This is a genomic window from Spiroplasma endosymbiont of Amphimallon solstitiale (assembly GCF_964030965.1).
Classification (GTDB): domain Bacteria; phylum Bacillota_I; class Bacilli_A; order Mycoplasmatales; family VBWQ01; genus Spiroplasma_E.
Genome location: NZ_OZ034999.1, coordinates 348873 through 375598, shown reverse-complemented (window position 1 = coordinate 375598; position 26726 = coordinate 348873). Strand labels below are relative to the sequence as shown.

The 26726-nt window shown below is 23.5% G+C and carries 28 protein-coding genes, 10 tRNA genes, 1 other RNA gene and 3 pseudogenes; 13 read left to right on the top strand and 29 right to left on the bottom strand.

Annotation, left to right across the window (positions count from 1 at the left end; translation table 4 throughout):
• Positions 1-84: 84 nt before the first annotated feature.
• The 9 genes from AAHH39_RS02335 to AAHH39_RS02295 form a co-directional block, all read right to left on the bottom strand.
• A tRNA-Asp gene (locus AAHH39_RS02335) sits at positions 85-160 on the bottom strand.
• Position 161: 1 nt separating this feature from the next.
• A tRNA-Met gene (locus AAHH39_RS02330) sits at positions 162-236 on the bottom strand.
• Between the two features lie 21 nt (positions 237-257).
• Positions 258-347: transfer RNA gene (locus AAHH39_RS02325), tRNA-Ser, on the bottom strand.
• A gap of 13 nt (positions 348-360) precedes the next feature.
• Positions 361-437: transfer RNA gene (locus AAHH39_RS02320), tRNA-Ile, on the bottom strand.
• Positions 438-444: 7 nt separating this feature from the next.
• Positions 445-521 (bottom strand) — tRNA-Met (locus AAHH39_RS02315).
• A 32-nt stretch (positions 522-553) separates the two neighbouring features.
• Positions 554-629: transfer RNA gene (locus AAHH39_RS02310), tRNA-Ala, on the bottom strand.
• Positions 630-640: 11 nt separating this feature from the next.
• Positions 641-717, bottom strand: a tRNA-Pro gene (locus tag AAHH39_RS02305).
• 1 nt (position 718) lies between these two features.
• A tRNA-Arg gene (locus AAHH39_RS02300) sits at positions 719-795 on the bottom strand.
• A gap of 107 nt (positions 796-902) precedes the next feature.
• Positions 903-978, bottom strand: a tRNA-Cys gene (locus AAHH39_RS02295).
• 250 nt (positions 979-1228) lie between these two features.
• Here AAHH39_RS02295 and AAHH39_RS02290 point away from each other — a divergent pair.
• Positions 1229-2173 carry an IS30 family transposase gene (locus tag AAHH39_RS02290; protein WP_342217458.1) on the top strand — a complete coding sequence of 315 codons (945 nt, stop codon included), beginning with the start codon at positions 1229-1231 and terminating at the stop codon, positions 2171-2173.
• Positions 2174-2240: 67 nt separating this feature from the next.
• Here the strand turns inward: AAHH39_RS02290 and ssrA are convergent.
• Positions 2241-2657, bottom strand: a transfer-messenger RNA (tmRNA) gene (ssrA, locus tag AAHH39_RS02285).
• Between the two features lie 363 nt (positions 2658-3020).
• Here ssrA and AAHH39_RS02280 point away from each other — a divergent pair.
• From AAHH39_RS02280 to AAHH39_RS02240, 9 genes and pseudogenes are all read left to right on the top strand, one after another.
• Positions 3021-3940: pseudogene (locus AAHH39_RS02280) on the top strand (IS30 family transposase).
• Positions 3941-3985: 45 nt separating this feature from the next.
• A pseudogene (locus tag AAHH39_RS02275) lies at positions 3986-4099 on the top strand (IS30 family transposase); the annotation flags it as partial.
• Between the two features lie 112 nt (positions 4100-4211).
• Entirely contained in the window at positions 4212-4433 is a 222-nt protein-coding gene (locus AAHH39_RS02270; RefSeq protein ID WP_342218703.1) for a hypothetical protein, read from the top strand.
• Positions 4379-5053 (top strand): hypothetical protein, encoded by a 675-nt coding sequence (locus tag AAHH39_RS02265; protein ID WP_342218702.1) that lies wholly within the window; start codon positions 4379-4381, stop codon positions 5051-5053. The genes AAHH39_RS02270 and AAHH39_RS02265 overlap by 55 nt, the downstream gene beginning before the upstream one ends.
• A gap of 868 nt (positions 5054-5921) precedes the next feature.
• Complete coding sequence (locus AAHH39_RS02260; protein WP_342218701.1) at positions 5922-6086, top strand: hypothetical protein; 165 nt, start codon at positions 5922-5924, stop codon at positions 6084-6086.
• Positions 6087-6143: 57 nt separating this feature from the next.
• Positions 6144-7383: pseudogene (locus tag AAHH39_RS02255) on the top strand (IS256 family transposase).
• 669 nt (positions 7384-8052) lie between these two features.
• Positions 8053-8691 (top strand): hypothetical protein, encoded by a 639-nt coding sequence (locus AAHH39_RS02250; RefSeq protein ID WP_342218700.1) that lies wholly within the window; start codon positions 8053-8055, stop codon positions 8689-8691.
• A gap of 17 nt (positions 8692-8708) precedes the next feature.
• Positions 8709-9866, top strand: coding sequence for a hypothetical protein (locus AAHH39_RS02245; RefSeq protein ID WP_342218699.1), 1158 nt, complete (start codon positions 8709-8711; stop codon positions 9864-9866).
• Between the two features lie 15 nt (positions 9867-9881).
• On the top strand, positions 9882-10127 hold the full coding sequence (locus AAHH39_RS02240; protein ID WP_342218698.1) for a hypothetical protein: 246 nt from the start codon (positions 9882-9884) through the stop codon (positions 10125-10127).
• Here AAHH39_RS02240 and AAHH39_RS02235 read toward each other — a convergent pair.
• The 5 genes from AAHH39_RS02235 to smpB all read right to left on the bottom strand — a co-directional run bounded on the left by AAHH39_RS02235 (position 10119) and on the right by smpB (position 14327).
• Positions 10119-11063 carry an IS30 family transposase gene (locus AAHH39_RS02235; RefSeq protein WP_342217458.1) on the bottom strand — a complete coding sequence of 315 codons (945 nt, stop codon included), beginning with the start codon at positions 11061-11063 and terminating at the stop codon, positions 10119-10121. The two genes, AAHH39_RS02240 and AAHH39_RS02235, sit on opposite strands and share 9 nt — an antisense overlap.
• Before the next feature lie 246 nt (positions 11064-11309).
• On the bottom strand, positions 11310-11927 hold the full coding sequence (locus tag AAHH39_RS02230) for a hypothetical protein (RefSeq protein WP_342218697.1): 618 nt from the start codon (positions 11925-11927) through the stop codon (positions 11310-11312).
• 377 nt (positions 11928-12304) lie between these two features.
• Positions 12305-13510, bottom strand: coding sequence for an IS256 family transposase (locus AAHH39_RS02225; protein WP_342218696.1), 1206 nt, complete (start codon positions 13508-13510; stop codon positions 12305-12307).
• 15 nt (positions 13511-13525) lie between these two features.
• A complete protein-coding gene (locus tag AAHH39_RS02220; protein WP_342217499.1) occupies positions 13526-13738 on the bottom strand; it encodes a hypothetical protein in 213 nt (70 codons plus the stop codon).
• Positions 13739-13895: 157 nt separating this feature from the next.
• Positions 13896-14327, bottom strand: a complete 432-nt coding sequence (gene smpB, locus AAHH39_RS02215) for an SsrA-binding protein (RefSeq protein WP_342218695.1) — start codon at positions 14325-14327, stop codon at positions 13896-13898.
• Between the two features lie 276 nt (positions 14328-14603).
• Between smpB and AAHH39_RS02210 the strand changes: the two genes are divergently transcribed.
• Positions 14604-14996 (top strand): hypothetical protein, encoded by a 393-nt coding sequence (locus tag AAHH39_RS02210; protein ID WP_342218694.1) that lies wholly within the window; start codon positions 14604-14606, stop codon positions 14994-14996.
• Here AAHH39_RS02210 and AAHH39_RS02205 read toward each other — a convergent pair whose 3' ends face one another.
• The 3 genes from AAHH39_RS02205 to secG form a co-directional block, all read right to left on the bottom strand.
• Positions 14997-15611: a hypothetical protein gene (locus AAHH39_RS02205; RefSeq protein WP_342218693.1), complete on the bottom strand. Its 615-nt coding sequence runs from the start codon at positions 15609-15611 to the stop codon at positions 14997-14999. It abuts the gene before it with no gap.
• A gap of 27 nt (positions 15612-15638) precedes the next feature.
• A complete protein-coding gene (rnr, locus tag AAHH39_RS02200; protein WP_342218692.1) occupies positions 15639-17861 on the bottom strand; it encodes a ribonuclease R in 2223 nt (740 codons plus the stop codon).
• A gap of 106 nt (positions 17862-17967) precedes the next feature.
• Complete coding sequence (gene secG, locus AAHH39_RS02195; RefSeq protein WP_174480339.1) at positions 17968-18231, bottom strand: preprotein translocase subunit SecG; 264 nt, start codon at positions 18229-18231, stop codon at positions 17968-17970.
• A gap of 133 nt (positions 18232-18364) precedes the next feature.
• On the opposite strand from secG, the gene AAHH39_RS02190 reads away from it, so the two are divergent.
• Positions 18365-18556 carry a hypothetical protein gene (locus AAHH39_RS02190; RefSeq protein WP_342218691.1) on the top strand — a complete coding sequence of 64 codons (192 nt, stop codon included), beginning with the start codon at positions 18365-18367 and terminating at the stop codon, positions 18554-18556.
• Between the two features lie 73 nt (positions 18557-18629).
• On the opposite strand, the gene AAHH39_RS02185 is transcribed toward AAHH39_RS02190, so the two are convergent.
• On the bottom strand, positions 18630-19223 hold the full coding sequence (locus tag AAHH39_RS02185; RefSeq protein WP_342218690.1) for a hypothetical protein: 594 nt from the start codon (positions 19221-19223) through the stop codon (positions 18630-18632).
• 642 nt (positions 19224-19865) lie between these two features.
• On the opposite strand from AAHH39_RS02185, the gene AAHH39_RS02180 reads away from it, so the two are divergent.
• Complete coding sequence (locus AAHH39_RS02180; RefSeq protein ID WP_342218689.1) at positions 19866-20747, top strand: DegV family protein; 882 nt, start codon at positions 19866-19868, stop codon at positions 20745-20747.
• 47 nt (positions 20748-20794) lie between these two features.
• Here the strand turns inward: AAHH39_RS02180 and AAHH39_RS02175 are convergent.
• The 10 genes from AAHH39_RS02175 to proS form a co-directional block, all read right to left on the bottom strand.
• Positions 20795-20869, bottom strand: a tRNA-Trp gene (locus tag AAHH39_RS02175).
• A 59-nt stretch (positions 20870-20928) separates the two neighbouring features.
• Positions 20929-21390: a Fur family transcriptional regulator gene (locus AAHH39_RS02170; protein ID WP_342218688.1), complete on the bottom strand. Its 462-nt coding sequence runs from the start codon at positions 21388-21390 to the stop codon at positions 20929-20931.
• A gap of 25 nt (positions 21391-21415) precedes the next feature.
• Entirely contained in the window at positions 21416-21670 is a 255-nt protein-coding gene (locus AAHH39_RS02165; RefSeq protein WP_342218687.1) for an acyl carrier protein, read from the bottom strand.
• A gap of 60 nt (positions 21671-21730) precedes the next feature.
• Complete coding sequence (locus tag AAHH39_RS02160; protein ID WP_342218686.1) at positions 21731-22090, bottom strand: hypothetical protein; 360 nt, start codon at positions 22088-22090, stop codon at positions 21731-21733.
• 69 nt (positions 22091-22159) lie between these two features.
• Positions 22160-23104 carry an IS30 family transposase gene (locus AAHH39_RS02155; RefSeq protein WP_342217458.1) on the bottom strand — a complete coding sequence of 315 codons (945 nt, stop codon included), beginning with the start codon at positions 23102-23104 and terminating at the stop codon, positions 22160-22162.
• Positions 23105-23269: 165 nt separating this feature from the next.
• A complete protein-coding gene (locus AAHH39_RS02150; RefSeq protein WP_342218685.1) occupies positions 23270-23590 on the bottom strand; it encodes a hypothetical protein in 321 nt (106 codons plus the stop codon).
• Between the two features lie 44 nt (positions 23591-23634).
• The gene (locus AAHH39_RS02145) at positions 23635-24021 is read right to left on the bottom strand and encodes a hypothetical protein (RefSeq protein WP_342218684.1); all 387 of its coding nucleotides are present in this window, start codon (positions 24019-24021) and stop codon (positions 23635-23637) included.
• Positions 24022-24036: 15 nt separating this feature from the next.
• Positions 24037-24831: a hypothetical protein gene (locus AAHH39_RS02140; RefSeq protein ID WP_342218683.1), complete on the bottom strand. Its 795-nt coding sequence runs from the start codon at positions 24829-24831 to the stop codon at positions 24037-24039.
• Between the two features lie 9 nt (positions 24832-24840).
• Positions 24841-25197 (bottom strand): MG284/MPN403 family protein, encoded by a 357-nt coding sequence (locus tag AAHH39_RS02135; RefSeq protein WP_342218682.1) that lies wholly within the window; start codon positions 25195-25197, stop codon positions 24841-24843.
• Between the two features lie 72 nt (positions 25198-25269).
• Positions 25270-26721 carry a proline--tRNA ligase gene (gene proS / locus AAHH39_RS02130; RefSeq protein ID WP_342218681.1) on the bottom strand — a complete coding sequence of 484 codons (1452 nt, stop codon included), beginning with the start codon at positions 26719-26721 and terminating at the stop codon, positions 25270-25272.
• Between the last annotated feature and the right edge of the window lie 5 nt (positions 26722-26726).

Below are 26726 nucleotides of genomic sequence, written 5' to 3'. Positions count from 1 at the left end.
TAATTATTAATTATACCAATAAAAAAAGAGTAAGACCTTTTACTTACTCTCTAAATTAATACTGCTTATGTTTTATTTTCTAAATGGCGGTCTTGACGGGGATCGAACCCGCGATCTCCTCCGTGACAGGGAGGCGTATTAACCACTTTACCACAAGACCGTGGTTGCGGAGACTGGATTTGAACCAATGATCTTCGGATTATGAGCCCGACGGGATACCACTTCCCCACTCCGCGATGTATAAAATTTAATAATAATGGAGGAGGCTGAGGGATTCGAACCCTCGAGCACTTACGCACTGACAGTTTTCAAGACTGTTCCCTTCAACCGGACTTGGGTAAGCCTCCGAGTATTTAAGTATGGTGGACCCTATCGGATTCGAACCAATGCTCGCCCGGTTATGAGCCGGGAGCTTTAACCAACTAAGCTAAGGGTCCTAGACTATGGTAGCGGGGATGGGACTCAAACCCATGGCCTCTCGGGTATGAACCGAACGCTCTAATCAACTGAGCTACCTCGCCAGTTTTAGTTTAAATGTTTAACCGATATATAATGGTGGACCCTATCGGGATCGAACCGACCACCTCCTGCGTGCAAGGCAGGCGCTCTACCAAATGAGCTAAGGGCCCTTATTTAATAATGGTCGGGAAGACAGGATTCGAACCTGCGACCTCTCGGTCCCAAACCGAGCGCTCTACCAAGCTGAGCCACATCCCGATGGTGCGCCTGGCAGGACTTGAACCCACAACCTTTTGATCCGTAGTCAAACGATCTATCCAATTGATCTACAGGCGCATTTAATTACTAAAATTTATAGTAACTCATTAAATCATTAAACCTAATCAATTATAACTTATTAAAAGTAATATTTACAAGTATATTTGCAAATATTATTAATATTTTGGAGGAGCCGATCGGATTCGAACCGACGATCAAAGTTTTGCAGACTTATGCCTTAAACCACTTGGCCACGGCTCCAAATATAATTAAAAAAATTTAAAGACTTTTCAATATTACCAAGACTAGTTACTATTTGCAACTTGTTTTACAATATTATTCATAAAATATTTAAATATTTTTTTATTATTTATTTCACTAATTAAAATCTTATAAAGTTATTTATAATTAATTATTAAATTAAATCCTGAATTGTAAAATTAAAAAGGACACTTATATAAAAATTAAATTATGTTAATTCTATAATTAAGAAAAGAAAGGAATTAGCACAATGTATAAGTATCTGACTATTGAATCAATAATAGCAATAAAAGAATATAAAAGTTATGGATTTTCGATTCGTAAAATAGCAAAAGCCATTGATTATAGTAAATCAACTGTACATAGAGTTTGTAGATTATTAAATCAAAACTTATTACCATTAGAAATATTGAATAAAATTCAAAAAAATAAACAAAATGCAGGTAGAAAATTAATAATTTTAACTTTAATAGAAATTAATACTATTAATCATTTGTTAATTACTAAAAATTATGCTCTTGATATAATTGCTAATTTTTTAAAGGAAAATAAAATAAAAAGTATTTCAACAAAAACTTTATATAACATGTTTAAAACAAATCGAATGGGTTTTGATGAAAATAACTTATTGAGAAAAGGAAAAAATAAACCTCACAAACAAAAAGAAACTAGGGGCAGAATTAATAATTGTAAGTCTATTCATGAAAGAAATTTAATCATTCCTAATATTAAAAATATAGAAGAATTTGGTCATTTAGAGGGTGATACTATCATTGGTAAAGATCATAAAAGTTCTATTATTACTTTAGCTGATATATGATCAAAAACCACAATTCCTTTAGCAACTAAAAATAATAAATCAGAAAATATTACAAAAAGTATAATAAAATTTATTTCAAAGTTACAAAAAGGAACAGTTAAAACTATTACTTTTGATCGTGGTAAAGAATTTAGTAAATGAAAATTAATCGAAAAAAATTGTAATGTTAAGATTTATTTTGCAGATCCTGGTAAACCTTGTCAAAGAGGTTTAAATGAAAATAATAATGGTATTTTAAGAAGATATTTACCAAAATCTACAGATCTATCTTCATATAAACAAAAAGATTTAAATACTATAGCATTTCAAATTAATTCTACACCCAGAAAATCACTATCTTATAAAAGACCAATAGATTTAATACAATTATTTTAAAAAACTGTCCCATTTATATTTACAATTCAGGAATAATAAAAAAAATCACAATTGTGCATTTAATTTATGGTGGAGATGGCGGGGATCGAACCCGCGTCCAAAAGTTAACTGACTAACTGTATCTACAGTTTAGTATAATTTAGAAAAATCACTATTTAATAATAAATTATACGAAATTATGAATAGCTAGTTAATGGAAATTCGAAAAAATTTATTAACATCATTTTTTCTAGTTTATCCTTATGATACGTTACTAATAATGATAAACTTGCTATTAGCAACGGTAGTATTTACTTCTTAAGTAATTAAGCAGGTAAAACTGCTTGATTTCCTAAACCAAATCCAAAGTTGTTTAACTTTGTTGTGAATCAGTTAGGTACTACGGTTTTAGTTTGTTTTCCGGTTATGAAACCTCGTAGTATTATGGTCTACCAAACCACTGCCACAATTAGTTGTTCACTCCTGTCGAAACCAGAACATCCCCGCTAATATTATACATTACTTTCTACTATAAAGCAATTTTTGGTTTTCTTAAAAATTACTAATAATTCTTTCAAATTTTCATCATAAATTATAAAACCTGAATTGTAAAATTAAAAAGGACACTTATATAAAAATTAAATTGTGTTAATTCTATAATTAAGAAAAGAAAGGAATTAGCACAATGTATAAGTATCCTTTAATTTTGTAGAAAAGTAATGATACATGATAAAGTGTTATTTTTAGAGAATTTTTACACTAAATAATGTTACTTTTAACAAATTTTTAATTAAAAATAATATTTTAAGTGTAAATTGATGAATAATTTTTGGTCATCCATACTTTTCTACATAATTAAAATAAGTATCTGACTATTGAATCAATAATAGCAATAAAAGAATATAAAAGTTATGGATTTTCGATTCGTAAAATAGCAAAAGCCATTGATTATAGTAAATCAACTGTACATAGAGTTTGTAGATTATTAAATCAAAACTTATTGCCATTAGAAATATTGAATAAAATTCAAAAAAATAAACAAAATGCAGGTAGAAAATTAATACTATTAATCATTTGTTAATTACTAAAAATTATGCTCTTGATATAATTGCTAATTTTTTAAAGGAAAATAAAATAAAAAGTATTTCAACAAAAACTTTATATAACATGTTTAAAACAAATCGAATGGGTTTTGATGAAAATAACTTATTGAGAAAAGGAAAAAATAAACCTCACAAACAAAAAGAAACTAGGGGCAGAATTAATAATTGTAAGTCTATTCATGAAAGAAATTTAATCATTCCTAATATTAAAAATATAGAAGAATTTGGTCATTTAGAGGGTGATACTATCATTGGTAAAGATCATAAAAGTTCTATTATTACTTTAGCTGATATATGATCAAAAACCACAATTCCTTTAGCAACTAAAAATAATAAATCAGAAAATATTACAAAAAGTATAATAAAATTTATTTCAAAGTTACAAAAAGGAACAGTTAAAACTATTACTTTTGATCGTGGTAAAGAATTTAGTAAATGAAAATTAATCGAAAAAAATTGTAATGTTAAGATTTATTTTGCAGATCCTGGTAAACCTTGTCAAAGAGGTTTAAATGAAAATAATAATGGTATTTTAAGAAGATATTTACCAAAATCTACAGATCTATCTTTTAATTATGTAGAAAAGTATGGATGACCAAAAATTATTCATCAATTTACACTTAAAATATTATTTTTAATTAAAAATTTGTTAAAAGTAACATTATTTAGTGTAAAAATTCTCTAAAAATAACACTTTATCATGTATCATTACTTTTCTACAAAATTAAAGGATCTATCTTCATATAAACAAAAAGATTTAAATACTATAGCATTTCAAATTAATTCTACACCCAGAAAATCACTATCTTATAAAAGACCAATAGATTTAATACAATTATTTTAAAAAACTGTCCCATTTATATTTACAATTCAGGTTTACAATTCAGGTTTTAATTAAAAATTTGTTAAAAGTAACATTATTTAGTGTAAAAATTCTCTAAAAATAACACTTTATCATGTATCATTACTTTTCTACAAAATTAAAGGACTTTTCTGCTAAACAACAAAAAAGAATTACTACTAATGAAAATAGTATTAAATTATTAGAAAATAAAGTTGATATTAATAAACAAAATATTGATGATATTAAAAATAATTGATTTAATATTGAAACTAGTCCTTTATGAAAAAAATGTCTTCTTTTATTCCTAGTAATGAATTTGGAAAAATATATTTAGCAATATGAGGTTATATTTATCAACCACCTAATAATCCTACTGATAATTACATATATAGTAATAAAAAAACTATATTTAATTTAGGTGGTGAAATTAATAGAACAACACAAAAAACTATTAAGTTAGATGAATTGATTGTAAATGATAATGTTAAAATACAATTATTATTTACTAAGGAATTAAATGATATTACGGTGACTTCTAATGATGTTAATTATCAACCTAGTTCTGTTACATTATATCAATATATTGGAAAAGGAACACCAACTGAATTTATAGCAGAAGAACGTACTGAACGTGATTATTACACAAAACTAGAAACTAATAATTTATTAGATAAAAAACAAGATAAATTAATTGCTGGTACTAATATAACTATTGATGAAAATAATAAAATTAGTGCTACTGGTCGTAAAACCAATTTAACTGATTATTATAAAAAAGAAGAAGTAGATAAAAAATTAGAAGACACAGAAAAAAAGTTTCCAGTAGCATTTCAATTGAATGCTGTAAGTCAAGAAATCCCTAATTTAGAAACTATTAATAAAACTGTTGCTGGTGCTATTAATGAAAATAAAGCAAATATTGATAAAAACAAGATAAAGAAATATGAAAAGTAATAAGTAAAAGTAAAAATAATCGTGAATGAGATACGTTTGAAATTAATTTTAATACTGTATATAGAGTAATTATAACATTAGATGAATTACCAGTAAATCAAGCAAATATAAAGCATAAAGTAGAATTTAAAACTGGTAATTATTTAGGTGGAGATTATTTACTTGCAAAATTTAAAATTAAAGATGAAGATGTAATATTAACTTTAACTGTTAGAGAAAGTAGTTTTAATTGTAGTTTATATTTAAAAGGTGGAGATATTAATTATGGTGCTATTCTTTCATTAGAAGAATTACAAAATACAATTAAAGTTGATGTTACACCAAAAATAAAAATTAATTCAAAAAGTTTAGAAACAAATGAAGTTGAAGAAAATTGTTGAGATATTGAATTACCAAATAATCCAACACCAAGTCCAAGTGGTTCAAACTGAAAAGAAGTAGGAATAAGAGAAAAAAATAAATGAGATAATTGACAAATTACTTATGATTTTATAGTTAATAAACATTATAGAGTTTATTATTCTTGAAGTATATATAATCCAGTTTATACTATTCAAGAATTTATTATAACGGATAACAAAATTGCTGGTGTACCAATACAAACCTTTAATGATAGTGTTAATATAGTAATTTTATCAGTTCAACATGCTAAATTGATTACTATTTATAGTGAAAAAGGTAATTTAAAAGGTAATGTATGAAAATTAGAAGAATTACAGGAATAATATTATGTTTTTTAAAATTATAAAAATTATTTTAGGTTTAATTGGAGTAATTCTATCATCAGCAACTGCTGGTTTAATTATATTTATTATAGTAAAAATTGTATTAAAAATTAATCAAATCTTTTAGAAAGGTGGTGAGTATTATGCTAAGTTTATTTAAAAGAAAAGATAAAACAAATATTAATGATAATCAAAATGAAAAATTAAAATTTTTAACTAATAAAAATAAAAGTACACATGCTTCTATTTTAAATTATTTTGGTTTTAATGAGGCAATGTTTAGTAATCTGTGTAACTTACAAAAATAACTATGTTTAATTAATTCTAGTAAATATAATTAAATGACTAGAAAGAGTGAGTTACAGATGGCTAAAAAACAAAATATTAATAATAATGATCCAATATCAAAAGCAGTAGATTTATTATTAGAAAATACTGAAGATTTAACAACAGTTTTTAAAGAAGGGGGTTTATATAAAGAATTAACAAAACGTTTAGTTGAAAAAATGTTGAATTCTGAAATGCAAAATTATTTAGGATATGAAAAAAATCAACATAGTAATACTGAAAATGCTCGTAATGGTACAAGTTCAAAAAAATTAATAACTCAACAAGGTAAAATTGAGATTGATGTACCAAGAGATCGCAATAGTGATTTTACTCCTGTAATAGTTGCAAAAAGACAGCGAAGATTTGATGGTTTTGATCAACAAGTGCTTTCACTATATGCAAAAGGTATGACTCTATCTGACATTAGAATGCAGTTACAAGAGTTATATCATGGTGCTGATATTAGTGAAAGTGTTATTAGTCAAATTACTGATGATGTTATTGATGATGTCAAAACATGACAAAATCGACCATTAGAAAGCGTTTATCCGATTGTTTATTTTGATTGTATAGTAGTTAAAGTTCGACAAGATAAATGGATTATTAATAAATCAGTTTATATAGCATTAGGAGTTGATTTAGAAGGTAAAAAAGATGTTTTAGGCTTATGAATTAGTGAAAATGAAGGTGCTAAATTTTGATTAGCTTAATTTCACAGAAATGAAAAATCGATGCTTAAATGATATTTTGATTGCTTGTAGTGATAATTTAACAGGCATGTCAGAAGCAATACAAGCAGTTTATCCTAAAACAGAACATCAATTATGCATTGTTCATCAAATTCGAAATAGTTTAAAATATGTTTCATACAAACATCGAAAAACTCTAGTTACAGATTTAAAACCAATTTATAGTGCATGTAGTGAAGAACAAGCAATGCAAGCTTTAGAATCATTTGAAAGTAAATGAAATAAACAATATCCCCAAATTGCTAAATCTTGATATAAAAATTGAGAAAATTTGATGATTTTTATTAGTTATCCTGCAGAAATCAAAAGAGTAATTTATACAACAAATGCTATTGAATCTGTTAATAGTCAATTACGAAAAGTTATTAGAAACAAAAAAGCTTTTCCTAATGATATGTCAGTTTTTAAAATATTTTATTTAGCAATTGAAAATATAACAAAAAAATGAACATTGCCTATTCAAAATTGAAATACAGCAATTGCTCATTTTATGATAAAATTTGAAGACAGAATTAATCTGAACTAGTACTTTGTAAAACAAAGATACACAGATTTCTAAAAAGCCTCTTTAATGATTTTAATCATGAAACTTATTTTACTGATTTTGTAGCAGAAAATAATGCTAATCTATATAATGCTCCATTAGATATTAATAATGAAACTATTAAACAATATTTAATTCAACAAGAATTTTATAGAAAAAATTGAAATTCTATTTTTAAATTAAGTAAATTAGGAATTAGTGGTTATTTAATTTATATTGCTAATGATAATTTATATTTTCAAGTAATAGATATTCAACAAAGAGTTTATGATATTACTGGTAAATTAATTCAATGTACTATTTTTTATGATAATTATGAACAAAATTCTCAAACTGTAAGATTATTTGAAGTTTATACATTAAATAATAAACAAGTAACTATTAATCGTGCAATTTATAGTATTAGTGATAATAAAAAACAATTTCCATTAGATTTTAAAAAATATATTAATAATCCTAATTTATCACAAGAACAAACATTAAATATTAACTATATACCCATAGCAATCATGCGAAATAAAGCCAATGAGTTAGCAGATTGTGATAAAGTAATGGATAAAATTAAAGCATTAGATGTTATTTATGAACAAATTGTTTTAGATACTATTTTAAACTCACCTAATTGATAATATTCCTTATGACTTTACAAATATGATGAGTGCTACTAGTGACCCAGATATTAATAGAGCATACGATGAATTTAAAAAAAGAACAATTTATATTTATGAAATTGAACGTTTATTTAAAAACAATGAAAATAATAGTTTAAGATTTTCAACAAATACTATTAAAATAGGTTTTATTGATATTGATAAAGTATTAAAAACTACTGGTGTTGAAACATCAGACTTTACTATGCAATTAAATCAAAGAGCAAGTACTAATATTAATGATAATACTATTGAATATAGTATGACTGATATTAAAAACTTAATTTTTCAAGAAATAAATTTATTAAATCAATTTAAGTTATATGCAGTGTCTATTAATGAACCATTAACTGAAAATAATATTGATAATTTATATATTATTAATAATTATTCACAACCTTATCAAAATCCAAAAACAAGAAGTACTAAAAGTATTACTATTATTAAAATTAAAGATTTTAAAACAAGAGATGGTTATCCAATCATTATTAAATTACAAAAACCATTAGATAAAGATACCAAAGTTATTGGTTTAAAAATTAAAGCCCCTAGAAGCATGATTTTTGGCAATATAAAGGTACTTGGTGAAGTTGACAATATGGAAGTATACCCAAAGTTGTTTGTTAAAAAGATAAGATAGCATTTCCGCTATTATCAATGCCTATTGAAACTCAACCAAAAGTTAGAATATTACAACAATGATTTAGTGAACAAATTTTACCATGAAATTTAGCAAAACAATTTATTGGACAAGAAAAATCAGTTTTAGATTTAATTGCTATTGGTGAAGGTAAAGAAACAAGAAAAGAAATTATTAATAATGCAAGAGTAACTCATGCTTGATTAGGATATGAAATGGGTACTGTTTGAAATGGTCAGTGACCATTAAAGAAAGAAAAGGAATTAAAAGATAAAGAAGTTTGAAATTTTCCAGGTGAAAGCCAATTTTATCAATATGTTGCAACCAATAACAGATTTGACGATATAGAAATTGAAATACAAGATGCGCCAACAGTTGATAGTTTACAAAAAGTATTATTAGATATGCTAACTTATACATATACATATAATAGAAATTTTGATGGTGCAACATTAAATCCAAATCAATTAAATGATTTAGATAGAATGCGTGGAAAGTTTGAAGGTCAAAAACCTGATGATGTTATTACTAATTTATTTAAAGAATGAAAATTAGATTATCCAAATTATATAAATTTAGAACAAGTAAAAATTTTTAAACAATTAATAATTATGCTATCAAATAATATTTATTCAAATATGTCAATTAATAAAGGCTTAAATGATGATTACAAACTATTATTACCTTATTATTTTGAATTAAAATCCAATCCTATACATTCCACACCAGATAAAGTTTGAGAATTTAAAGATGCAAAAGTAATATTAAAATCTGAATATTTTGATTTTACAGATATAAATAATATTAAGTTAAAAAATGATGACATTAGCCAAAATGAATTATTTAAACTTGATGATAATCAATTTAACTGATTATCTATTACAAATGAATTAGAAAGCAATAATATACCTTCATTAATTCCTGCTGATTGAACATTAGGGAATGGAGAATATGGAAAATATTTTACAAGAGTAATTATTGATAAAACTAAAATTGAAAATGCTTTAAGTTTATATGGTTCAAATAAATCACAATTATTTTCAAAATTAGAATTTTATTTTAATTATGTAGAAAAGTATGGATGACCAAAAATTATTCATCAATTTACACTTAAAATATTATTTTTAATTAAAAATTTGTTAAAAGTAACATTATTTAGTGTAAAAATTCTCTAAAAATAACACTTTATCATGTATCATTACTTTTCTACAAAATTAAAGGAATTTTATGAAAAAATATTACAAATTGATAATGATAATAAATTTGAACTACAAATTAAAAATGTGATTAATAACTTAAATCGGATTGAAATTAGTGGCATATTTGGTGCTGGAAATTATGATTTAATTTTAATAACTAATAAACAAGAAATAAATTTACAAAATATTAATTTATTCCTGAATTGTAAATATAAATGGGACAGTTTTTTAAAATAATTGTATTAAATCTATTGGTCTTTTATAAGATAGTGATTTTCTGGGTGTAGAATTAATTTGAAATGCTATAGTATTTAAATCTTTTTGTTTATATGAAGATAGATCTGTAGATTTTGGTAAATATCTTCTTAAAATACCATTATTATTTTCATTTAAACCTCTTTGACAAGGTTTACCAGGATCTGCAAAATAAATCTTAACATTACAATTTTTTTCGATTAATTTTCATTTACTAAATTCTTTACCACGATCAAAAGTAATAGTTTTAACTGTTCCTTTTTGTAACTTTGAAATAAATTTTATTATACTTTTTGTAATATTTTCTGATTTATTATTTTTAGTTGCTAAAGGAATTGTGGTTTTTGATCATATATCAGCTAAAGTAATAATAGAACTTTTATGATCTTTACCAATGATAGTATCACCCTCTAAATGACCAAATTCTTCTATATTTTTAATATTAGGAATGATTAAATTTCTTTCATGAATAGACTTACAATTATTAATTCTGCCCCTAGTTTCTTTTTGTTTGTGAGGTTTATTTTTTCCTTTTCTCAATAAGTTATTTTCATCAAAACCCATTCGATTTGTTTTAAACATGTTATATAAAGTTTTTGTTGAAATACTTTTTATTTTATTTTCCTTTAAAAAATTAGCAATTATATCAAGAGCATAATTTTTAGTAATTAACAAATGATTAATAGTATTAATTTCTATTAAAGTTAAAATTATTAATTTTCTACCTGCATTTTGTTTATTTTTTTGAATTTTATTCAATATTTCTAATGGTAATAAGTTTTGATTTAATAATCTACAAACTCTATGTACAGTTGATTTACTATAATCAATGGCTTTTGCTATTTTACGAATCGAAAATCCATAACTTTTATATTCTTTTATTGCTATTATTGATTCAATAGTCAGATACTTATACATTGTGCTAATTCCTTTCTTTTCTTAATTATAGAATTAACACAATTTAATTTTTATATAAGTGTCCTTTTTAATTTTACAATTCAGGAAATATTAAAAACTTATTAAATTAAAAGTTAATAAGAATTTTTGTTGTGTATAAATATTAATTTTATTATTGATTTTTTAATATTTGTATTTTAATTGAAATTAATTTAATTTAGTAGCAAGATAAATTTACAATTGCATATAATTACAATTATTTCTTGTCTATAATTTAAAAGAAATGTTTAAAAAGTAATTATATCCTCCGTTTTTGTTACCGTCCCAACTAATAATAATACTTACTATATAAATTCCAAAACCAAAATATAAAGCAATATTAGCACTGAAAAAATAATATAATCATCATCCCAATAAAAAAACACCAATTACTTGTGGCAAAGTAGTAAATAAAGTTTTATAAACATGCCATCTTTGATCAATATTACTTATTTTATAATTAAAAAATTGAGAATTCATTAAATAATAAATTAAATAAATAGTTAATCCAAACATAATTAAAATTATTATTTTTCATTGAGAAAAAGTTTTAATTTTTTTTAAAACTATTTCATCATGCATACCCATATTTTTTGGATCTTCTCGCAAAAGAAAAGACATGAAAAAAGTCAAAATGAAAAAACACAAAGCAGCAATAATAAAATAACTGATTTTTGAAATTGTAATAGTTGAAATATTAAGCGTAAGCATATTAATTGGTATAATAATTAAACTTGCCAATAATCCCGGAACAATAAGTATAGTAAAAGTTAAAAAAGCATGTGATTTTACAAAATATTGTTCATTGAACATTAATTCATGAACTCCCAATGATGCAGTACTCATTCCTAACGCAATATTTAACAAAATCAAAGATCAAAAATTTGGTACAATTAAAACTAAACAGCAAGTAACTAAAAGTCAACTATGCATTCATCAAATATACAACTTTCTTTTTTTTAAATTTTGCAGTAAAAAAAAGTAGCTGGTATAGCAAAAATAATTACAGTAAGCGAAATAATCACTGTAATACTAATTGCTTCAGTTACTAAATTAGTTAATGATAAAACTAAAAAATTATTAATAGCTTTTAAACTATTAATACCAAGATAAAGAAAAAAATAATAACTAATAAATAATCATTGCCACTTATTTATCTTTTGCTTAAAAAGAAAAAATAAAGAGGCTTTTTAGAAATCTGTGTATCTTTGTTTTACAAAGTACTAGTTCAGATTAATTCTGTCTTCAAATTTTATCATAAAATGAGCAATTGCTGTATTTCAATTTTGAATAGGCAATGTTCATTTTTTTGTTATATTTTCAATTGCTAAATAAAATATTTTAAAAACTGACATATCATTAGGAAAAGCTTTTTTGTTTCTAATAACTTTTCGTAATTGACTATTAACAGATTCAATAGCATTTGTTGTATAAATTACTCTTTTGATTTCTGCAGGATAACTAATAAAAATCATCAAATTTTCTCAATTTTTATATCAAGATTTAGCAATTTGGGGATATTGTTTATTTCATTTACTTTCAAATGATTCTAAAGCTTGCATTGCTTGTTCTTCACTACATGCACTATAAATTGGTTTTAAATCTGTAACTAGAGTTTTTCGATGTTTGTATGAAACATATTTTAAACTATTTCGAATTTGATGAACAATGCATAATTGATGTTCTGTTTTAGGATAAACTGCTTGTATTGCTTCTGACATGCCTGTTAAATTATCACTACAAGCAATCAAAATATCATTTAAGCCTCGATTTTTCATTTCTGTGAAATTAGCTAATCAAAATTTAGCACCTTCATTTTCACTAATTCATAAGCCTAAAACATCTTTTTTACCTTCTAAATCAACTCCTAATGCTATATAAACTGATTTATTAATAATCCGTTTATCTTGTCGAACTTTAACTACTATACAATCAAAATAAACAATCGGATAAATGCTTTCTAATGGTCGATTTTGTCATGCTTTGACATCATCAATAACATCATCAGTAATTTGACTAATAACACTTTCACTAATATCAGCACCATGATATAACTCTTGTAACTGCATTCTAATGTCAGATAGAGTCATACCTTTTGCATATAGTGAAAGCACTTGTTGATCAAAACCATCAAATCTTCGCTGTCTTTTTGCAACTATTACAGGAGTAAAATCACTATTGCGATCTCTTGGTACATCAATCTCAATTTTACCTTGTTGAGTTATTAATTTTTTTGAACTTGTACCATTACGAGCATTTTCAGTATTACTATGTTGATTTTTTTCATATCCTAAATAATTTTGCATTTCAGAATTCAACATTTTTTCAACTAAACGTTTTGTTAATTCTTTATATAAACCCCCTTCTTTAAAAACTGTTGTTAAATCTTCAGTATTTTCCTTTAATTTTGTAGAAAAGTAATTATACATGATAAAGTGTTATTTTTAGAGAATTTTTACACTAAATAATGTTACTTTTAACAAATTTTTAATTAAAAATAATATTTTAAGTGTAAATTGATGAATAATTTTTGGTCATCCATACTTTTCTACATAATTAAAAGTATTTTCTAATAATAAATCTACTGCTTTTGATATTGGATCATTATTATTAATATTTTGTTTTTTAGCCATCTGTAACTCACTCTTTCTAGTCATTTAATTATATTTACTAGAATTAATTAAACATAGTTATTTTTGTAAGTTACACAGATTACTAAACATTGCCAAAATAAATAAAAACTTGTAAATAAACAAAAGATTATTAAGAAAGGTAATCATATTATCATAGTTTTTTCCTTTCTTAATTAAATTATTATTTTTTGATTTGTCTTACTGCATCACGATTTTTAATGGTCTCTCTTTTATCATAATTTTTTTTACCACGAGCCAATGCTATTTCTAACTTTGCTCTACTTTTACTATTTAAATATATCATTGTTGGAACAACAGTTAAGTTTTTTTGCTTTTGTTCTTGTTGAATTTTTTTAATTTCACGAGCATTTAAAAGTAATTTTCTTTTTCTTAATGGATCAAGTATATAACTAGTAGTAAATTTATAAGTAGTAATGTTCATATTAATAATATAAGCTTCATTATTACTAAAAGTTACATAACTATCCTGTAAAGATACATTACCTAAACGAATTGATTTAATTTCAGAACCAGTCAAAACAATTCCCACTTCTAATTTTTCTAATAATTTATAATTAAAGTACGCTTTTTTATTTTTTGCAATTATTTTCATTGTTTCCACCATTATTTTCATAAACTTTATAATTAGATTATATAATAATAATTTCATAAATACTGAAATACTTACTTAAATTTGTTTTTTATTAAGAACATGCTATAATCTAATGAAGGTTAGATTAATCAATAGTTTTTCTAGAAATGATTAATGTAAAATTAAACATAAAATTAATATTTGTTGTATAGCGACTCAAGAAATAGATTTTATATTTGTTTTACGGGTTTTTGTTAATTTTATATATTAATAAACAACTGAAAGGAGTCTAAGGACATGGCAGGAGAGTTAAATAGTAAAGCAACAGCAGTAAAAAATAGTCAATTTTATCAAGGCGATTTGGGTTTTGATAAAAATAATAATGATAAAGTAATTATTTATAAGATTTTAACTGGTAAAAAACTTGAGGTTTGCAAAATTATTATTGATGAACAAAATCATATTTTAAAAATTTCTACTAAAACGGAAATTATTAATGAAGATGAATTTGAAATTTACACATTTGCTTTAGAAGCAGATACTGCTGATTTTATTTTAAAACTTATTGCTAAAAATCAAATTAATGCTGAAATTAATTATGCATTTATAAATAATATTGAGGATTCTTATAATATATCTGAATCAGACTCATTAGAAGAAAAAAAGAGAAAAATTAGGAAACTCTTTTAACTATTTATAAATTTCTTCTCAATTATAAACTGAACCATAACACAAAGCTTTAATTTTAAAATTATTATTATTATTGATAATTTCTAAAATAGTTTGGGCAATAGAAATTCCCGAGGCAACTATATCATCAATAATAATAATGTTTTTTTTATTAAAAAAATTAATATATTTAGGTAATAAATGAATCTTATTAGTAATTTCCATTTGTCTTTCGCTAACTTTTAATTTATTTTCTCAAAATTTACGGTAGTTATCAACTTGGAAAATATTATTAATAAATAATATTTTATAATTTAATTTTTTTTTAATAATTTTAACTAATTCAATTATTACTAATTCTAAACTACTAACTGAAGTAGGTTTTTTTGGCATCATAATAAAATAATCTAAATTTTCAAACAAATTAAATTTTTGACCAACTTCAAATAAATTAGTTGCTAATCTTATTACAATATCTTGTTCAATATTTACTTGCTTAATTAAGTTATAATCTTCATTAACTCATAATAAATCCGGATATTGTTTTAAGCCTGGCGATTTAAAATAATTATAATAATAGCATTCAATGTTAAGATTGCTTTGTTGAATTAATCTTTTTTGCCCTTGTATTTTCATTTTTTTACTCCATTTTTCTTTTCACTTTTATTTTTTTTTAACTTTACCATTTAGTTTTATCTTTTTTCTATATTTAAAATTATTTGCTTTATACATTTTTGATGATTGATTATTATTATTTTTATCACGGTTTTTATTTTGCTGACCATTTTCTTCTAAAATAAAATCAATAGTTCTAGCAACTTTATTTGCACTTTTAACAAGAACACTGACCTTTTGACCAAGAGCATACTGTTTTCGTTTTCTTTCACCAAACAAAATCATCGCTTTTTCATTAAAAATATAATAATCATCAGTCATGTCTGCAATTCTAATTAAACCCTCAATTGTATTATCTAACTCAACAAATAATCCAAAGCCAGTTACACTAGAAATTATACCTTCAAATTTATGACCAATAAATTGCATCATGTATTCTGCTTTTTTCATTTGATCTACAGCTCGTTCACACTCTAATGCTTTTAATTCCATATTACTAGATTGCTCAGCAGCTCAATTAGTAAAACTTTGATATTTCTCAATTATTTTAGCATTTATTTCTCTTTTAACTATATATTGACGCAATAAACGATGAACTATTAAATCAGGATAACGTCTAATTGGCGAAGTAAAATGTGTATAATAATCACTAGCAAGTCCAAAATGGCCAATACATTTATTAGTATACTGTGCTTTTTCCATACTTCTTAATAATAAAGTTGATAAAATTTGAAATGTTGGTAATTGTTTTAAAGAATTTAATAATAATTGTAAATCTTTTGAACTAATATTTGTGATTTTTGGATTTAGTTTAATGCCCATTAATTTCAGAATTGTAACCATTTGATGCATTTTTTTAGAACGAGGATGTTCATGAACACGATAAATAAAAGGTAATTTCATATCAAATACAGTTTTAGCAACTACTTCATTAGCTCTAATCATAAAACTTTCAATTAATTTTTCAGCGATATCACGAGTTCTTAAAATAATATCAGTTACTTCTCCATTGTCGTTAATAATTGTTTTTGCTTCATTAATTTCAAAATCAATTACTCCAGCATCTTGTTTAAACTTTCATAAAATTTGGTGCAATTCTTTTGCTTTTAGTAACATTTCTCAAATTTGTGGATGTGTTTTAATAAAATTTGGATTTTTACCATTATATCCATCATTTACTTCGTCATAATTCATTCTTCTTGCTGATTTCATAAATGCCTGATAAATTTTATGTTTTACTGTTAAACCATTCTTATCAATTTCCATATCACAAACCATACATAAACGTTCTACTTGTTCATTTAAAGAACAAATACCATTTGATAACTGCGTTGGTAACATAGGAATAACACGATCTGCTAAGTAAACAGATGTACCACGAGTAAATGCCTCTTCATCTAAAGGACTATTTTCTGTTACATAATGACTAACATCAGCAATAGCTACAATTAAACGATAATTACCATTAGCTAGTTTAGTAACACAAATAGCATCATCAAAATCTTTAGCATCTTTACCATCAATTGTAACTAATAACTCTTTAGTCAAATCAATACGACCAATTTTATCTGATTCTAAAACTGTTAATGGCACCTTATCTGTTGCTGCTAATGTTTCAACATCAAATTGTGCTTTAATGCCAATTTCATAAATAACAGCTAAAATATCAACACCAGGATCATTAATATTACCCAAGATTTTAGTAATAGTAACATTAAAAATATTTTGTTCAAAATTTTTAATTTTTGCAACAACAATATTATTTTCTAACGCTTTATCAGGATTTAAAATATTAACTTCATACTGTTGTAACTTTGCATTTTGAATTAATAATGTTTTTACTTTCGTATCTGCATTAACAATAACAGTACCAACAAGAAGATTAGTATCACGTTTAATAATTTTTAATACTACAGCCTCATCATTCTGATTATTAATTTTTACTAACTTACATAATACTTCATCATTATTTAACGCATTATTTATGTTTTTTATATTAACGTAATATTCTTCTTCACTATTTAATAATTTAACAAATCCAAATCCTTTTTTAGTAATTTGAATTTTGCCAATAAATAAATTATTATTTTTTAGCATATAAAATTGTTGTTCTTTATTTTCCAAAATAATTTCACTATTTTTCAATTCTTCTAAATCAGCAATAAGTTCTTGCTGTTGATGATGATTAGTAATATTAAGTTTCACTGTTAAATCAACCGTTGATAAAGGTGTAATACTATTTTGTAACTCATTAATAATCTCTTGCTTCATTTCAATCAATCCCAACTTTATCCTAATTATATAATTAATTATAATCTATCTTTTAAAATTTATAAAAAGGCACATTTTAGTGTGCCTTTTTATAAAATAATTATCATTAATTTATAACTCCAATAGTATTAATAAGAATTCTTACTATTATTGCCATAGTAAATAACGATATACCTAATACTAAAGTGGCAATAGAAAATAACTTACTTCAACCACGTTCTTTAGTACTAGCAAATAATTCTTGATTACCCCCACTTAAAGCACCAAGTCCATTATGATTTTTTTTACCTTGTAATAAACCTAAAATTACTAATAATATAGCGATAATTAAGGCAATAATTTCAAAAGCAAAAATAATGTTTTGACTCATTTTGTCACTTCCACTTCTTTATAATATTATTAATATTACACTTAATTTTACTAAAAATAAAAAAATTTTCATAATTATTATTTTGACTTATTCCAAAATTAAAATTTTAATTATGAAATAAGCCTAATATGTTATGTTTTATAATTACAAAAGAATACATTCTAAACTTTTAAACACCAATATTACAAATAAAAATTTAGAATTTTATTTTAATTATGTAGAAAAGTATCGATGACCAAAAATTATTCATCAATTTACACTTAAAATATTATTTTTAATTAAAAATTTGTTAAAATTAACATTATTTAGTGTAAAAATTCTCTAAAAATAACACTTTATCATGTATCATTACTTTTCTACAAAATTAAAGGATTATTCTGTTGAAAATCATAAACATTTTATGATAAAATTTGAAAATTATTTATGCCTATAGGATGTCTATTTGTAAAACTAGGATAACGTAAATGCAAATCGGGATTTAAAAAATTTAGTCTCTCTATTATTGTTAATGGTGCATTATCTAACAATTCTCCTAACTCAGTTCTAATAAGAATACTTGATAATGTTAATCTTTGAGGTGTAAAGTTAATAGTAAAATTTAAATTTTTTGGAATATTTCTTGCGGGATTTTGATCGTAAATGTTAATACCAGCATGCACTGTTGCATTAATATTTGTAATGTTTTCAAATTCAATATTTTCTAAAAAATCTTCTCTAGATAAAATTGGATGATTAATTTCTCTTAATCTTTGAATAATATGTTGTTTATCATTCGCTTCAATTTGACCAATATTAATTGTTGTCATTGTTTTTTGTAAACTTGGTGGAGTTTGCCTTTTAACTCTTTTTTTTGTAGAATTTACTCTTTCATCTTTTTCTTCTAATTCATTTTCTGTTTCAGTTTCTATTTTAGTTAAGGTACCACTTTCAGCAGGAATACCACTAGTTAATGCAGTTGATGCAATGATTGTTTTAATAATTTTCTTTTTCATAATATAACCCTCTCTTTAAATCTTTAAATTTTTCATAATGTAATTATTTTATATGATTTATGAAATAAAACAGATTTGATATAAAAATATCGGGGTTTTAGAAATTTAAAATATATTCTTTGATAATTAGAAAAAACACAACATATTGATTTACATCATTAATATTTTCATCAATATTTCAATATGGATTTGAGTTTTTAAGTAGTCATTCATTTATTTGGATTTTTTTATTTTTATTACTTAATGAGTTTTATTTTTTAACTTTTTTAATAAATTTTTCTTGATTTTTAAAAAGTAATATGCTGATAGTTTTGGTTTAATATATTTTGTTAGATATCTAATTGAAAATTTTTTTTCATCATTAATAATTTTTAATTTTGAAAAAATATTTAATTTATTAATAAAATCCTTTCATGTCAAAATTAGTGTTAATTATATAACACAATTGTTTTTAGAATACATTCAGTTTTTTTAAAATTAATGTTCTGGTAAAAAGATCTAAGAAGCAAGAATCAACCACTCCAAAAACAACATAATTAACTATTTTATATATCTTTCGACAATGAAAGTCCATTTTTAAGTAAAAAATATATGTTATAATTTAATAAATAAGTAAAAAATATTATAGTTAGGGTGAGAAAATTGAAAAAAAAAATTGGTATTGTTGCTGATTCCTCTTCAGGATTTTCAATTAAAGATTTAAAAGAAATGAATATTGGATTTTGTCCATTATTAATCACTTTTAGTGATGATACAACCACTACTGATGACCCTAACATTCTAAAGGATGAAGAATTCTATAATAGAATAGTTCATGAAAAACAATCTGCCAAAACTTCGCAAACACCACTTGGTCAAATGAGTATAATTTGAGAAGATGCTTTAACTAAATTTGAAAAGATTATTTTTATTCCTTTATCAAAGGGGTTATCGGGTCAATATAATACTGCTACTATGTTATCAAAAGAATCTAATTTTAAAGATAAAGTTTTTGTTTTTGATAGTAATGGTGTTTCAGTTATTAACTGACTATTAGTTAAAAAAGCATATCAAATGTCACTTAACGAAAAAAATAATGTTAATGATATTATAGAAGCACTAAAATTAATAAGAGATAACTATATAGCATTTATTTTACCTTATGATTTAAATTATTTAGTTCGTGGTGGTAGAATTTCAAAATCAGCAGCAGCCTTAGCTACTATTTTAAAAATAACTCCAATTTTATCTTTTGACGGAACCATTGATAAATTTGATAAAACAAGAACATGAGATAAAGCTATTAAAAATACTCTTAAAGAAATTAATAAAAGTAAAAAAATAGAAAGTATTACTCTTTTTTACATTATTCATGCTTTTGCTGAGGCAAAAGAAATAGAAAAAGTTACAAAATTTGTTAAAGATTATGGCATTAAAAACGTCAAAACTATTAATTTAGCAAATGTAATTTGTGCTCATACAGGAATTGGAACCTTCAGTTTTGTTGCTTTTAATTTAGATAAAGATAAATTACCAAAATTATAATAAAAAATTCACTTTTATGAGAAACATTTAAAAGTGATTTTTAATAATGGCAGGGGTGGCAGGACTCGAACCCACAACACTCGGATCTGAAGGCCGATGTTCTACCATTGAACTACACCCCTAAAATATTTAATTTAAATAGTACATGTTCAATTTTACGCGAAAGAAGTTTTAAGTTCAATTAAAATTTCATTTTTTTTATTTTTAATTCACATTTATCACAAATTCCATGAATTTCTAACTTATAATGTGAAAAATAAAAATTATTTTTAGTTGCTAATTTTTCAAGTTTTTCTTCTTGTAATGGTGAAATTTGTTGTTTATCTTCGAAAGAGGTATGAATAATTTTATTACAAAAATTACAAATAATATGAACGGTATTTTCTGATAGTTCATAAATTATTTGTTTTCCTTCAAAAACATTAGCATGAATAATATGTTCTGTCATTAATAAATCAATAGTATTATAAATACTCATAATATTAATATTATCATTACCTTCTTTTGTTAAAAAACTAATAATATCATTAATACTAACATGTTGCTTAAGCGTTAATACTTTAATAACTGCTTTACGAACATCAGTTAAACGATAGTCTTTATCTTTCAACTTTTGGATAATATTTTCAAAATTTTTATTCATACTAATCTCCTAATAAAATATAATATTACTTTTTTTTATTTTCTGCTGATTCTAATCTCTCAATTTCATTTATTAAATCTTGAATTGTTTTTGTTTGTAAATCCAGTAATTTATTATCATCAATTTTTACATGATGCTCTTTTTCTAATTTAAGAACAATCATTACTAATCCAAGAGAGTCAATTTTTACATCTTTAAATTTAGTTTTCGGTGTAATTTTTTCTTTAATTTCTGGATAATCCTCTTTAACAATTTTATGAATTTCACTTAAAATATTCATAAATTCACTCCTAATTTAAATCATTTTTATTAATAGTTATACTTAGTATAACATAGAGCATTAAATTTTATTTGTTATTTTAAAATATCATTCTAAATAATCTAGTTTTAAATTAGTATTATATTCAACTCATACAGCATTATTTAAAATATTAAAATGAAAAATAAAATTATTAATTTTTCATTGTGGAAATGTTTTAATAATTAACTTTAAAAATATGTATTGAAATAAATCTTGATTAAATTGTATTTTATATATAATCTGTGACTGATTTGCTAAGATAGTACTATTTTTATCTAAAATAATTGTAATACTTTCATTTAATTTTTTAATATCAATAGCTTCTACAACTATGTCTGGATTTAAATTTTCTTTTTTATCATCTACGGTCTCTAATTCTACATTATATTCTTTTACCATTTCATTTAAATTTTTATTAGTTGAAAAATTTTTGATAACCTGAATTGTAAATATAAATGGGACAGTTTTTTAAAATAATTGTATTAAATCTATTGGTCTTTTATAAGATAGTGATTTTCTGGGTGTAGAATTAATTTGAAATGCTATAGTATTTAAATCTTTTTGTTTATATGAAGATAGATCTGTAGATTTTGGTAAATATCTTCTTAAAATACCATTATTATTTTCATTTAAACCTCTTTGACAAGGTTTACCAGGATCTGCAAAATAAATCTTAACATTACAATTTTTTTCGATTAATTTTCATTTACTAAATTCTTTACCACGATCAAAAGTAATAGTTTTAACTGTTCCTTTTTGTAACTTTGAAATAAATTTTATTATACTTTTTGTAATATTTTCTGATTTATTATTTTTAGTTGCTAAAGGAATTGTGGTTTTTGATCATATATCAGCTAAAGTAATAATAGAACTTTTATGATCTTTACCAATGATAGTATCACCCTCTAAATGACCAAATTCTTCTATATTTTTAATATTAGGAATGATTAAATTTCTTTCATGAATAGACTTACAATTATTAATTCTGCCCCTAGTTTCTTTTTGTTTGTGAGGTTTATTTTTTCCTTTTCTCAATAAGTTATTTTCATCAAAACCCATTCGATTTGTTTTAAACATGTTATATAAAGTTTTTGTTGAAATACTTTTTATTTTATTTTCCTTTAAAAAATTAGCAATTATATCAAGAGCATAATTTTTAGTAATTAACAAATGATTAATAGTATTAATTTCTATTAAAGTTAAAATTATTAATTTTCTACCTGCATTTTGTTTATTTTTTTGAATTTTATTCAATATTTCTAATGGTAATAAGTTTTGATTTAATAATCTACAAACTCTATGTACAGTTGATTTACTATAATCAATGGCTTTTGCTATTTTACGAATCGAAAATCCATAACTTTTATATTCTTTTATTGCTATTATTGATTCAATAGTCAGATACTTATACATTGTGCTAATTCCTTTCTTTTCTTAATTATAGAATTAACACAATTTAATTTTTATATAAGTGTCCTTTTTAATTTTACAATTCAGGTAATAAAAAATAACATAATACTTAATGTAATAGTGATAGTAATAATTAAAATGCTAATTTGTAACCTACGTATAAACATTTTATAGCTTTATTTGACTATGAATTAAATACTTATAATCAATAAAACTAAAGTTATCACTACTATAAAATTTTAATATTTCATTGTAAGTTAAACTAAAATTAGTGGCTGCCACTCAATTTTCACTATTATTTCTTATTAATTTTTTAATAAAAATAGAATGATATGGACCACCAATAATTGGTTCACTACTTTCTTCAATAAATTTTAAATTAATATCATATTTAAAAAAGGTTTGAAAATTAAATGGAATATTTATATTAAAGTGAAAATCTTCAAATCTTGGTAAATCAAATTGATTTTTTCCTATTTCATCATTCAATACTATTTTATTTACAATGCTATTATAAATAGTGCTATAAAATTCTAAATAATATTCATAAATATTTTTTTATTACGTAATAAAAAAGTTGGTATTTTATTATTTTGATAAAATTTTGATAGATTTTCATTAATATTTAATGATGTATTTTGTTGTAAATCAAAATTATTATTAAACATTAATATTTTACGTAATATTGTTTCTTTATCATTATAACAATCTTTTACTTTTGGAAAATGTGATACTAGATAACGTTTTATTTTTATTGGCACTATATTTGCAATATTAATATTATTACCAGAAAACTTAAAAACCTCATCTAATCTTGATTTTCCACCAACTATCATGTTCTTCATAATCTTTTTAGAAAAAATATGATAAAATCCTTCATCAGAGAAATTCTTTAATTTTGTAGAAAAGTAATGATACATGATAAAGTGTTATTTTTAGAGAATTTTTACACTAAATAATGTTACTTTTAACAAATTTTTAATTAAAAATAATATTTTAAGTGTAAATTGATGAATAATTTTTGGTCATCCATACTTTTCTACATAATTAAAAGAGAAATCTGTCGTTAAAATAATGGGATTTTTAATTTCCAAATTAAAATTTGTTGTAATAAACATTTTTGGTTTAATTTGTAATTGATACTGTGGATTACTATTAAAGTAAAAACTAAGTGTTCCATAATTATGTTTATTATTAATATGACGAACTTGCTTTAAATTACTAGGTTTTTTACAATTAAAACTATAATTTAAAATATTTATATTATCTTTTTTAATTGCTATTGCTGGTAAAATTATCTTATAAGTTTTCATAACCATATGTAAAAAAGAAATATCAGCATATGGACCAAGTTTATTATTTTCAAGTAATTCTAAATATGAAGAAGTAAGAAATACTCACTTAATTGATTTAGATATCACAAGTTGTCCACTTGCTTGCTTAATATTACTATACTTCAAATCATATTGAAACGTTACATCGTCAAGTAATCCTTCACTTGGTTCTTTGTTAATATCAAAATCATAACTATATGCTTCTACAATTTGAAGTTCAATATAATAATAACTGCTTTTTTGCAAAGTTTGGATCGGAAAGCCAACCACTGTAAATCTTGGAATTAAAAATAATTCTTTTTCATAAATGGAGCTGTTTTTTACATCACTCGTTAAATTCATCTTTTGTTCTAAAAAACTACGCGAATTCAATAAATCAATGCTATTAATATTCATTTTATATCCTTAAATTAAATATAAGTATAAAAAACGCTTAATAGCCGTTTTTTCTAATTTTTCATATTCTTTGATATGATAATATTTTTTTCATCAATTTTTATTTGATTTAACTAAGAACGTTCTAACAATATAACTATATTCATTTTTTGGTAATAATGCTAAAACTGTATCAACAATTTGCACATGTTTTTCATAATTTTTTAAATCCTTATTTATCGCTATATTATTAGCATAGTGAACACTATCCTCTTTCAAAACATAATTTTCTTTAAAATTATTATTTGCTAATGTTAATTTTGCTTGTTCATATTTAACAAAAATAGCAGCAATTAGTTGCTTATCAGCACTTATTTGTTCTTTCATTATTATCACAATAATAATTTAAGAACAAATAATTATCTTTCCTCTATTTTATTTCTATTTAACTGACTAATTTTAATATGATCTTGCAAAATAAGTTCAGACACTATTAGGAGTTTGACACTTAAAACAATTACTTGGTTTTTTATACGGTTCTAAAGGAATACAACGTGATGTTGTACCAGTTAAACTTTTAATTTCTTCTTCACACTTTATTTGATCACAAAAAGGTACAATAAAGAAACCTTTATGAATTTTAACTAATTTATGATATTCATTGAAATCTGTTAATTCTTTTAAACTTGTATTTAATTTTTTTTGTGAATTATTAAATAAATCTTTATTTAATTTATTTAATTGATTAATAATAGTTGTTACTAATAGTTTTTCATTATTAATTTCAACATCAATAGTATCCAAGTTATGACGTAAAATTAATTTAATTGTTTGGTTTTCAATTTCTTGTTCACCAATTGCAATAGTAATTGGAATGCCTTTAATTTGACTTTCACTTTTCTTATAAGAAAAACTTTTATTATCATCATTTATTAATACTCGGAAATGAGAACTTAAAATTTTAAATATTCTTTCAACAGTTATTTTAAATTTATCACTTTTAGGTGATAAATTTAAAAGCATAATCTGATGCGGTGCAATTGTAGATGGCAATACTAAACCCAGATCATCGCTATGCGCCATAATTAAAGCACCAATTAATCTTGTCGATACACCTCATGATGTTTGATATCCTAATTCTTGTTTATTGTCTTTATTACTAAATTTAATATTAAATACCTTTGTGAACTCTTGACCAAAATAATGACTAGTACCGGCTTGTAATGCTTGTCCATCTTGCATCATAGTTTCAATTGTATATGTCATTTTTGCCCCAGCAAAACGTTCGTGAATTGTTTTTGCACCAACAATAACTTTAATTGCTAATTGTTGTTCAACAAAATCAGCATACAACTTAATCATTTTTAATGTAAAGTTTTTTGCTTCTTCATCGTTATTATGCATTGTATGTCCTTCTTGTCATAAAAATTCACTAGTTCTTAAAAATGGTTTTGTATTTTTTTCTCATCTAACAACATTACATCATTGATTATATAATAATGGTAATTGTTTATATGAACTAATTATTTTTGAAAAATGACGACAAAATAAAACTTCTGAAGTAGGACGAATAATTAGTTCCTCTGATAATTGATTATTTCCAACTTTAGTTACAGTTGCACATTCTGGTGCAAAACCCTCAATATGATCTTTTTCAACTTGAAATGCTTTTTGACTAATTAAAAGCGGTAACATTACATTTTCAATATTTAAAATTTTAAATCTTTGATTTAATAAATGTTGAATATTTTCTCAAATTGCATATCCGCGAGGGCAAAAAATAATGGTACCAGCTGCTGAACCATTTTCTGCGCCATAATCACAAAGTTCTGCTTGCTTAATAACATCAGTATATCATTTGGCAAAATCAATCTCTCTTGCTGTAATATTTTTATTCTTTGCATTATTCATAATGA